At 70.5% G+C, this 7,484-nt stretch carries 10 protein-coding genes and 2 pseudogenes; 3 read left to right on the top strand and 9 right to left on the bottom strand.

Features of this window, described 5'->3' with window-relative positions; translation table 11 throughout:
* From ACFVX6_RS16855 to ACFVX6_RS16840, 4 genes and pseudogenes are all read right to left on the bottom strand, one after another.
* A pseudogene (locus tag ACFVX6_RS16855) lies at positions 1-548 on the bottom strand (hypothetical protein); the annotation flags it as partial.
* Positions 509-799: a hypothetical protein gene (locus ACFVX6_RS16850; protein ID WP_389692084.1), complete on the bottom strand. Its 291-nt coding sequence runs from the start codon at positions 797-799 to the stop codon at positions 509-511. The pseudogene ACFVX6_RS16855 and the gene ACFVX6_RS16850, both read right to left, overlap by 40 nt.
* 8 nt (positions 800-807) lie before the next feature.
* Positions 808-1,239 (bottom strand): nucleoside deaminase, encoded by a 432-nt coding sequence (locus ACFVX6_RS16845; protein ID WP_389692082.1) that lies wholly within the window; start codon positions 1,237-1,239, stop codon positions 808-810.
* On the bottom strand, positions 1,236-2,162 hold the full coding sequence (locus tag ACFVX6_RS16840; protein ID WP_389692080.1) for an LLM class flavin-dependent oxidoreductase: 927 nt from the start codon (positions 2,160-2,162) through the stop codon (positions 1,236-1,238). Before ACFVX6_RS16840 ends, ACFVX6_RS16845 begins: the two co-directional genes overlap by 4 nt.
* Positions 2,163-2,256: 94 nt before the next feature.
* Between ACFVX6_RS16840 and ACFVX6_RS16835 the strand changes: the two are divergent.
* Together ACFVX6_RS16835 and ACFVX6_RS16830 are read left to right on the top strand one after the other, a co-directional pair.
* Positions 2,257-2,691, top strand: a pseudogene (locus ACFVX6_RS16835) (Lrp/AsnC family transcriptional regulator); the annotation flags it as partial.
* 140 nt (positions 2,692-2,831) lie between these two features.
* Positions 2,832-3,341, top strand: a complete 510-nt coding sequence (locus ACFVX6_RS16830; RefSeq protein WP_389692078.1) for a hypothetical protein — start codon at positions 2,832-2,834, stop codon at positions 3,339-3,341.
* Positions 3,342-3,415: 74 nt separating this feature from the next.
* On the opposite strand, the gene ACFVX6_RS16825 is transcribed toward ACFVX6_RS16830, so the two are convergent.
* Positions 3,416-3,952, bottom strand: a complete 537-nt coding sequence (locus tag ACFVX6_RS16825) for a GNAT family N-acetyltransferase (RefSeq protein ID WP_389692173.1) — start codon at positions 3,950-3,952, stop codon at positions 3,416-3,418.
* A 55-nt stretch (positions 3,953-4,007) separates the two neighbouring features.
* Positions 4,008-4,922, bottom strand: coding sequence for a hypothetical protein (locus ACFVX6_RS16820; protein ID WP_389692076.1), 915 nt, complete (start codon positions 4,920-4,922; stop codon positions 4,008-4,010).
* 300 nt (positions 4,923-5,222) lie between these two features.
* Between ACFVX6_RS16820 and ACFVX6_RS16815 the strand changes: the two genes are divergently transcribed.
* Positions 5,223-5,654, top strand: a complete 432-nt coding sequence (locus ACFVX6_RS16815) for a GNAT family N-acetyltransferase (protein ID WP_389692074.1) — start codon at positions 5,223-5,225, stop codon at positions 5,652-5,654.
* 15 nt (positions 5,655-5,669) lie between these two features.
* Here ACFVX6_RS16815 and ACFVX6_RS16810 read toward each other — a convergent pair whose 3' ends face one another.
* The 3 genes from ACFVX6_RS16810 to ACFVX6_RS16800 all read right to left on the bottom strand — a co-directional run bounded on the left by ACFVX6_RS16810 (position 5,670) and on the right by ACFVX6_RS16800 (position 7,454).
* On the bottom strand, positions 5,670-6,137 hold the full coding sequence (locus ACFVX6_RS16810) for an NUDIX domain-containing protein (protein ID WP_389692072.1): 468 nt from the start codon (positions 6,135-6,137) through the stop codon (positions 5,670-5,672).
* Positions 6,124-6,561, bottom strand: a complete 438-nt coding sequence (locus ACFVX6_RS16805; protein ID WP_389692070.1) for a hypothetical protein — start codon at positions 6,559-6,561, stop codon at positions 6,124-6,126. Before ACFVX6_RS16805 ends, ACFVX6_RS16810 begins: the two co-directional genes overlap by 14 nt.
* Before the next feature lie 506 nt (positions 6,562-7,067).
* Positions 7,068-7,454, bottom strand: a complete 387-nt coding sequence (locus ACFVX6_RS16800) for a DoxX family protein (protein WP_389692068.1) — start codon at positions 7,452-7,454, stop codon at positions 7,068-7,070.
* Positions 7,455-7,484 lie beyond the last annotated feature (30 nt).

Below are 7,484 nucleotides of genomic sequence, written 5' to 3'. Positions count from 1 at the left end.
TTGGGGGCAACCTTTATCAGCCCGGCCCCTGGGGGGTGCGGGTCGATAACCGGGGTGGGTATGTCTTTTTGTTGGGGGGGGTTGCGGCGGAACTGCGCCCCGGGGAGCGCCGTGCGGATGTCGGAGAGCAGCCGGTCGACGTCCCGGTCCAGGCCGCGGTGCGTGGCGACCACCGAGTACCAGGTGCTCTTATCGCCCTCGAACCTGGCGGCGGAGCCGTTCGGCTCGGCGATCTTGCGGCCCTCGGAGTACGAGCCGGTGAGCGCGTCGACCTGGTGGACCGCGGGGATCCGGGACAGGACCAGCGCGGTGGCCTCGATCGCGGCCCGGTTCGCGGCCCGGTTCACGGCGCCGTTCGCGGCCCCGAGCCCGGCGCCGCCCGGGCGGCCGGGCGGCAGGACCTGGATCGCGTCCATCTCCTCCGCGGCGAAGCCGTCGCGGATCTCCTGCTGCACCACCCGGCTGGACACGTGCGCGGGCAGTACCCGCTCGTCCGGCAGGCCGAAGGTCAGCCCCAGCGTCGGCGAGGCCAGGCCCAGTAGCAGCACCAGCGCGGGAACCCCGTACAGCAGCGGCCGGCGCACATGCGCAGGGCCGCGCCGTGCCACCACCCGCCGCCGGCGCCAACGGCGCGGGCGTCCGAGGGCCGGCGGGCGACCCGCCGGGCCAGCGCGTCGGGCAGGACCACCAGCGCCGCGAACACCGAGGTGAGGACCGTGGCGATACCGGCGTACGCGAAGCAGGCGGGCGGTGGTGGCGCGGACGGGCAGCGGTAGTGCCGCGCATGGTCAGCGGTCACGCGAACGGTCAGCGGTAGTACGGCTCCACCGCGGCCCGTACCTCGGCGTGCAGCGCGGGGCCGTCCTGCGGTACGGCCGGCCGGCCGCTGCCCGGCCTGATGTCCAGGAGCTGTTCGCCGGACAGGGCGAACACCACCCGCCCCAGCCCCGCCTGCCGGATGACCGGCTCGCACATCCCGCACGGCTCGCAGCTGGTGTACAGCGTGCTCCGGGCCGCGGTGGCCGCGTCCAGCTCCCGGGCGGCCCACCGTGCGAGCTTCAACTCCGGGTGCGCGGTGAGGTCCCGGTCGGTGAGGGACGTGTTGCGCTCCTCCGCCAGCACCGTCCCGTCCGGCCCCGCCAGCAGCGATCCGAACGGCGGGTTCCCGGTCTCGCCCGCCTCGGCCGCGAGGGCGATGGCCCGCCGCAGGAGGGCATGGTCCCCGGTCGTGACACTCATGACGACTCCGTTCTGCTGTCTTCTCTGGTCCCGGTCCCGGTCCCGGTCGTCCCGGTCTCGGTCTCGGCCTCGGTCCCGGGCTCCGTGAGCCCCAGGCGTGCGGCCACCATGGCGAGTGCCTGCCGGCCCGTCTGCGGATGGCGCGTCTCGTCGGGGTCGCCGCCGTAGTGGTCGAGTACGACGGACTCGGCACCCAGCATCCGCAGTTGCTCCAGATCGTCCATGATCTGGTCGATGGTCCCCTCCCCGGCGATCCGCTGCGGCCCCTCGACCGGCGCCGCGGTGACCTTGAGGGCGATCCGGGGTGCCAGCGCGGGCACGGGCAGGCCCTGCTCCTGCGCGCAAGCCGCCATCCTGCCCGCGGCCTCGCGCAGCCACGGCAGCGTGGGGCGCAGCGGATGCCATGCGTCGCCGAGCCGCACGGCCCGGCGCAGCCCCGCGTCGCTGTTGCCGCCGACCCATACGGGGATCCGTAGGTCCCCGTAGTCGGCGGTGTCCTTCCAGGCGGCCCGCACCGCCCGCAGGTGGTCGTCGGTAAGCCGTCCCCGCTGCTCGAACGGGATCCCGAGGGCGGCGAACTCCTGCCGCGCCCAGCCCACCCCCACCCCGAGGACGAACCGCCCGCCGCTGAGCCGGTCCAGATTGGCCGCCATGCGGGCGGTGAGCAGCGGGTGCCGGTACGGGGCGATGAGCACGGTCGTGCCGAGCCGGATCCTGCTCGTCAGGCCGGCGAGCCAGGACAGCGTGGTGAAGGGCTCGTAGAAGGGGGCGGGATAGCGTTCGGCGACGTCGGGCGTGATGGCGATGTGGTCCGAGAGCATCAGCAGGTCGAAGCCCAGACCTTCGACGGTCAGGGCCGCGTCCCGAAGGGATCCGGGGTCGGCACCCGGGCCGAAATTGAGGATGTTGACTCCGATCTTCACACCGTCGAGCCTAGCCAGCGGGGCCGTCCCGCCTGAAGGGATTCCTCCCTGTTCAGAGCCGGTTCGGCCGTGGATCCCCCGGTAATCTCGCCGGATGACCGAGAATCTCGACGCGACGGACTGGGCGATCCTGAACGAGCTCCAGCAGGACGGCAGGATCGCCTTCACGGAGCTGGCGCGCCGGGTCAACCTGAGCCCGTCCGCGACGACGGAGCGGGTACGCCGCCTGGAGGCGGCCGGGGTGATCACGGGCTACCGCGCGGAGGTCGATCTCGAGCGCACCGGCTACATGGCACTGGCCGTGGTCCGCCTGAAGTACCCGGGAACCCGCCACGAGCCGCTGCACCGGCTGCTCGCGGAACGCCCGGAGATCCTGGAGTGCCTGCGCACCACCGGGGACGACTGCTACGTCCTGAAGGTGGCGGCGACCTCGATGGCCCAACTGGAGCACATCGTCGATGCCCTGGCCCAGTTCGGCAGCACCACCACCAACCTCGTCCTCAGCCGGCCCCTCCCCTTCCGCGGCCCGAGGGCCGTTTCCGGTCCCGGGCTGGTCCGATCGGTCGGATCTTTTGGTGGGTCGCGCGGGGACACTCCGAGCGACGACGGAGCCGGGGCTATGCATGGGGCATCTGACCATCCGTGAGTCGCACCCTCAGGAGCCACACGATGCGCCCCATCAGAGCAGCCTCTCTCGCCACGGCCACTGCGCTGATTGCCCTTCTCGCCTGCGCCCCCGTTGCGTCCGCCGTCGCGGCGGACACCGATTCCGCCCACGACAAGGGCAAGGGCCAGGTCATCACCCTGACCGGCCGGCTCGCGGAGCAGTCGCGCTTCCCCGTCAACCCCGGCGGCGCCGCGGCCCAGGGCGACCGGACCGTCTTCCGCTCGATCCTCTTCGACAAGGACGGCCAGCAGGTCGGCGAGACCGGCGGCACCTGCACGACCACCCGGGTCGACAACGGCGGAGCGGAGGCGTGCGTCGTGACCTACACCCTCCCGGGCGGCCAGATCGCCGCACAGGGGATGGTCTTCGGCCACCTCGTCCCGGGCCCTCCCCCTGCGTTCGACAACGCGATCACCGGCGGCACCGGGAAGTACGACCGGGCCCGCGGCTCGATCCACGCCGAGACGATCGCTCCGGGCGAGAGGCGCTTCACGATCGACCTCGAGCGCTGACACACCCGCTCTGACGGCTCGGTTCGCGCTCGAGGTCGTCGCGAACCGGGCCGAGGCCCTCGTACCGCCGCAGGTCAGGCGTGCGCAGCCGCGCACGCCCCCGGCGGGCGCACCATGAAGACGTCGATCGGGTCCTGGGCTTCCACGACGAATCCGTGACGCTCATAGAGCCGACGGGCAGCGCTGCCCTGCAAGACGTTCAGGCCCACGGTGATGCCCTGCGCGTCCGTCCGCTCCAGCACCGTGCGCAACACGGCGGAGCCGAGCCCGCGGCCCTGATGGTGCGGAGCCACGTAGAAGTGCTCGAGCCACTGTCTGCCTTCGGCGGTCCGGACCGTGACGCATCCTGCGGGTTCACGGTCGATCACGACGATCGACGTGTGCTGCGGGGAGAAGGAATCCCGCAGCCGCTGCCGCACCCGGTGCTCGTCGTAGCGCCCGAGACGTTCGAGATCCCCGCGCATGACCGTGGCCCGCAACTCCGCGATCATCTCGATGTCCGCCGTCACCGCAGAACGCAGCACCCAGCCCGCTGCGTGCACCGCCGCGGCCCGTGCAGACACCGCCACGTCCGCCCGCGCACCGCTCCCCGTCGTCCCCCTGGCATCCATGGCATCCATGGCCGGAGTATCTCAACCCACCCGCTCTGACCAGCACACGGGCACCTCAGCCCGGGCCGCCAGGGCTGCAGCCCCTGCACTTACCGGGCGTCGGGCTGCGGAAGGCGCGATCGCACTCCGGGCAGATCACGAAGGGATCCGGAGCCACGAAGGCGGGCGCGCGGGGCAGCGGCACCAGCGGCGGTGGCAACTGGGCCGTGAGCCGGTGGGCGATCAGCCCGGCCGGATTGCGCAGCCCCACCGGCAGCCGGGCGGACAGCGCGGAGACCAGCGCCTGCACCCCCGCCCCGCGCTCCAGCCAGGCTTCGACCCCACCCGCGAGGTACCGGACGTCCCGCTCCCCGAGCAACAGCCGCGGATCGACCCGCCGCAACTCCGCGAGCACATCACCGGCGAGCCGCCGCCGCCCGGGGTCGTCCGGCTCCCGGGGCACGGGCAGCCCGCTCGTGGGCGCCGCCTGGGCTGTGGGCGGCTCCTCCGCAGGGCCCTGCACCTCTGGCTCCGCCTCGGCCGGCGGCGGGTTCACGAAGGCGGGGGTCACCGAAGCCGAAGCCACTGCGGGACTCACCCGACCCACATGGGATCCGTGAACGGCGCCGCGCCGCGCAGCCGCCACGGTGGCGGCCCGGGGATGGTTGTAGGACACCGTACGGGTGGCGATCCGCCCACCCGGCAGGCTCTCCAGGGACCGCTCCAGATACCCGAACAGCACCAGTTCCCTGAGCCCCTTGGCGATCGAGGTCTCCCCGATCGAAAGCCGTTTGGCCAGGTCCTTGATGCCGATGGGGGTCCCGGAGGGCATCGACTGGATGAAGATCCCCAACATCCGCGCGATCACCGACATCTCGGGATGCTGGATGAGGTCGTTGCTCACGACGGTGAACCGCCCGGTGAGCCGGACGTTGGCGTGCCGAACCCCGTATGCCGCGCGCGAGGGCGCGGTAAAGTGCACCGAAGCCATCAGGAAGGGACTACTTCCTCGTTGGTCAGGCCCTCGATCGGGATTCGCAGTCCCGGCGGGGGCCGTCTCATGTCTGGGTTGTCGGGGCGAGCATATGCCAGACAACCATCGGGAAATCCACCCCAGTTGGCCGATTCACCCGTGTGAGTGAGAGCCGCCGAGCGGGAGGCTGGAGGGGTCTGGAAAGAGGTCTTTCCCCAGGTACTCAACCCAAAAGAAGCATCGTGCCCCACCGGGACGCGCCCGGCCGCGACCCGGTACATTCCCACCTCGGAACTCGAGTTCGAGACAGGTGAACCCATGCCGATCATCGCGGAAGAGGTCGCATTCGACCCGCAGGAGATGTTCGCGCTCTACGACTCGGTCGACTGGGCGGGCTACACCAGCGATGTCGACAAGCTCTGCCGTGGACTGGCGAATTCGCATCTGGTCATCACGGCCAGGGACGAGTCGGGCGCCCTCCTCGGACTGGCCAGAACGATCTCCGACGACGAAAGCGTCTGCTACGTCCAGGACTTGCTCGTCAACCCCAAGTTCCACCGCCAGGGCATCGGCCGGAAGCTCCTCGAGCACCTGAAGCAGCGGTACGCACACTGCCGCTTCTTCCTCCTGTCGACCGACCACGAGTCGACCCCCGAAGGACAGCGCAACCACGCCTTCTACCGCTCGCTCGGTTTCCTCTCCTACGAGGAGAAACAGATGTCCGCCTTCGGCCTGCCACGCGTCCGCTGACCCGCCTCGCCGGAGTCAGCGAACGACGGGACCGCGTCCGGCCCTCCAGTCGTCGACGCGCTTGCGGATGCTCGGCACCATCGGAAGACCGTCCACGGCCTCCGGTGCGAACCACGCCACCTCGGTCGACTCGTCCGACACGCGCAGAGTGCCGCCGGTGGGCCGGGCGAGGAGGCAGATCGAGAACTCCTGCCGCACCTCACCGTCGTCGTAGGAGAAGACGTGGCCGGGGTTGCTGTACGTCCCGACGATTCCGGTGATCTCGACCGTCACGCCCGTCTCCTCGAACGTCTCCCGGACGGCACACTCCCCGAGGGACTCACCCACCTCCATCTTCCCGCCGGGCAGCGCCCACATCCCGTTGTCGGTCCGGCGCTGCAGAAGGACTCGTCCGGCCTCGTCCACGACCACGGCCGATGCGGCCGGCACGAGACTGTTCGCTTTGGGGGCTTGAGGGTCGTCCTCGTAGTCACGCCTGGGCATCGTGGCCCACCTCCCGAATATCCCGTCCCCGACTCCACAACTCCTCGACATGGGCGGAGAACCGGTCGAACATGCCGTCCGTCTGTCGGCGTCGCAGGTGCATCATCGGCGAGTCGTGCCCGACCCGACGGGCCAGGATCGGTGTCACGATCATCTCGTCGTCGAAGCGGAAGACGGACAGGTTGACGTGTCCCGTCTCGAAGCGCCCTTCGATGCCGTCTTCCTTGTCCGGACCGCTTGTGAGTGCCGTCCGGATGGCGTTTGGCCACAAGGCTGTTTCCTCCTCGCCTAATGCCTCGCAGGTAGCCCATCGATGGCGGGCGTGAGGGATTCGGTTGGGGTCGGTGATCCATCGGCCAACCGTCTTGGCGTCCACCCCGCACGCCTCAGCGAGCTGCGTTTCGGTCATCTTGGCATTCGCCATCGCACGAGGCAGAGCGTGATTCGCAGTTCGCCTCCACGGGACGCCTGGGACGGTACGAACCGTAGTTGCGAACCGTCCCAAACGTCCCACAAACGGGGTGGTAACGCCCTGACGAGCGACGGAGCATCCGTACATGCCCGTTCCTGGACCTGGAACGGAGCGACGCGGTTGGGGCGACAGCCCCAACCGAGCCGAGAGGGCGATCAGTTATGAGCAGGGGCTTGAGCAGTGATTTGCCGCGCGTATTGATGACGGTGCGGGTCTCGCGGGACGCGGGGCGAACCTGGGAGCAGGAACGCGTGGTGCGTGAGGGCGACCCGGTGGGCATCCTGTCCGACCCGGGGCGGTACCCACCATGCCGATGCGGCCGATGCCTGGGGCGCCAGATGGTGCCGGCCCGATCGCTGCGACCATCATCGTGATGGGCTTGCGCTGTGTGTGCCGCCCCGTCACGCGGGTGAGCACACGTTCATGGAAGCCGAGGAGCCGTGTGCGGTCGTTGGGGGTCACCCCGTGAAGGACTCCGGGCCGAAGCGGCCCCAGGCTACGAAGGCGGCCAGGAGGACGTAGGCCAGGTCCACCGCCATGTACGTGGGCTCGTGGCGGCGGTAGCGGGTGAGGGTCGCGCCCAGCATGAGGAGGACCAGGCCGGCCGCGGCCAGGGGGACCAGAACCGGGGCGATGTCCAGGACGGCCGGGAGGATCAGGGCCGTCGCGGCCAGCATCTCCACGGCGCCTATGGCCTTCACCGCGCCGACGCCGAAGTCCTCGACCCACTTCGCGCTGGCGCCGCTGGCGGCGATCTTCTCCTTCGGCGTGAACACCTTGAAGGCGCCGCCGAGCAGGTAGGCCACGGCGAGCAGTCCGGTGACGATCCACAGCGCGATGTTCATGGGGGTGTTCCGTCCTTGTGGGGGAGGGGG

The organism is Streptomyces sp. NPDC058289 (genome assembly GCF_042880975.1).
GTDB classification, from domain to species: domain Bacteria; phylum Actinomycetota; class Actinomycetes; order Streptomycetales; family Streptomycetaceae; genus Streptomyces; species Streptomyces stoeckheimensis.
The sequence above is the reverse complement of the archived record's forward strand: the minus strand, read 5'-3'. Positions and strand labels throughout refer to the sequence as shown.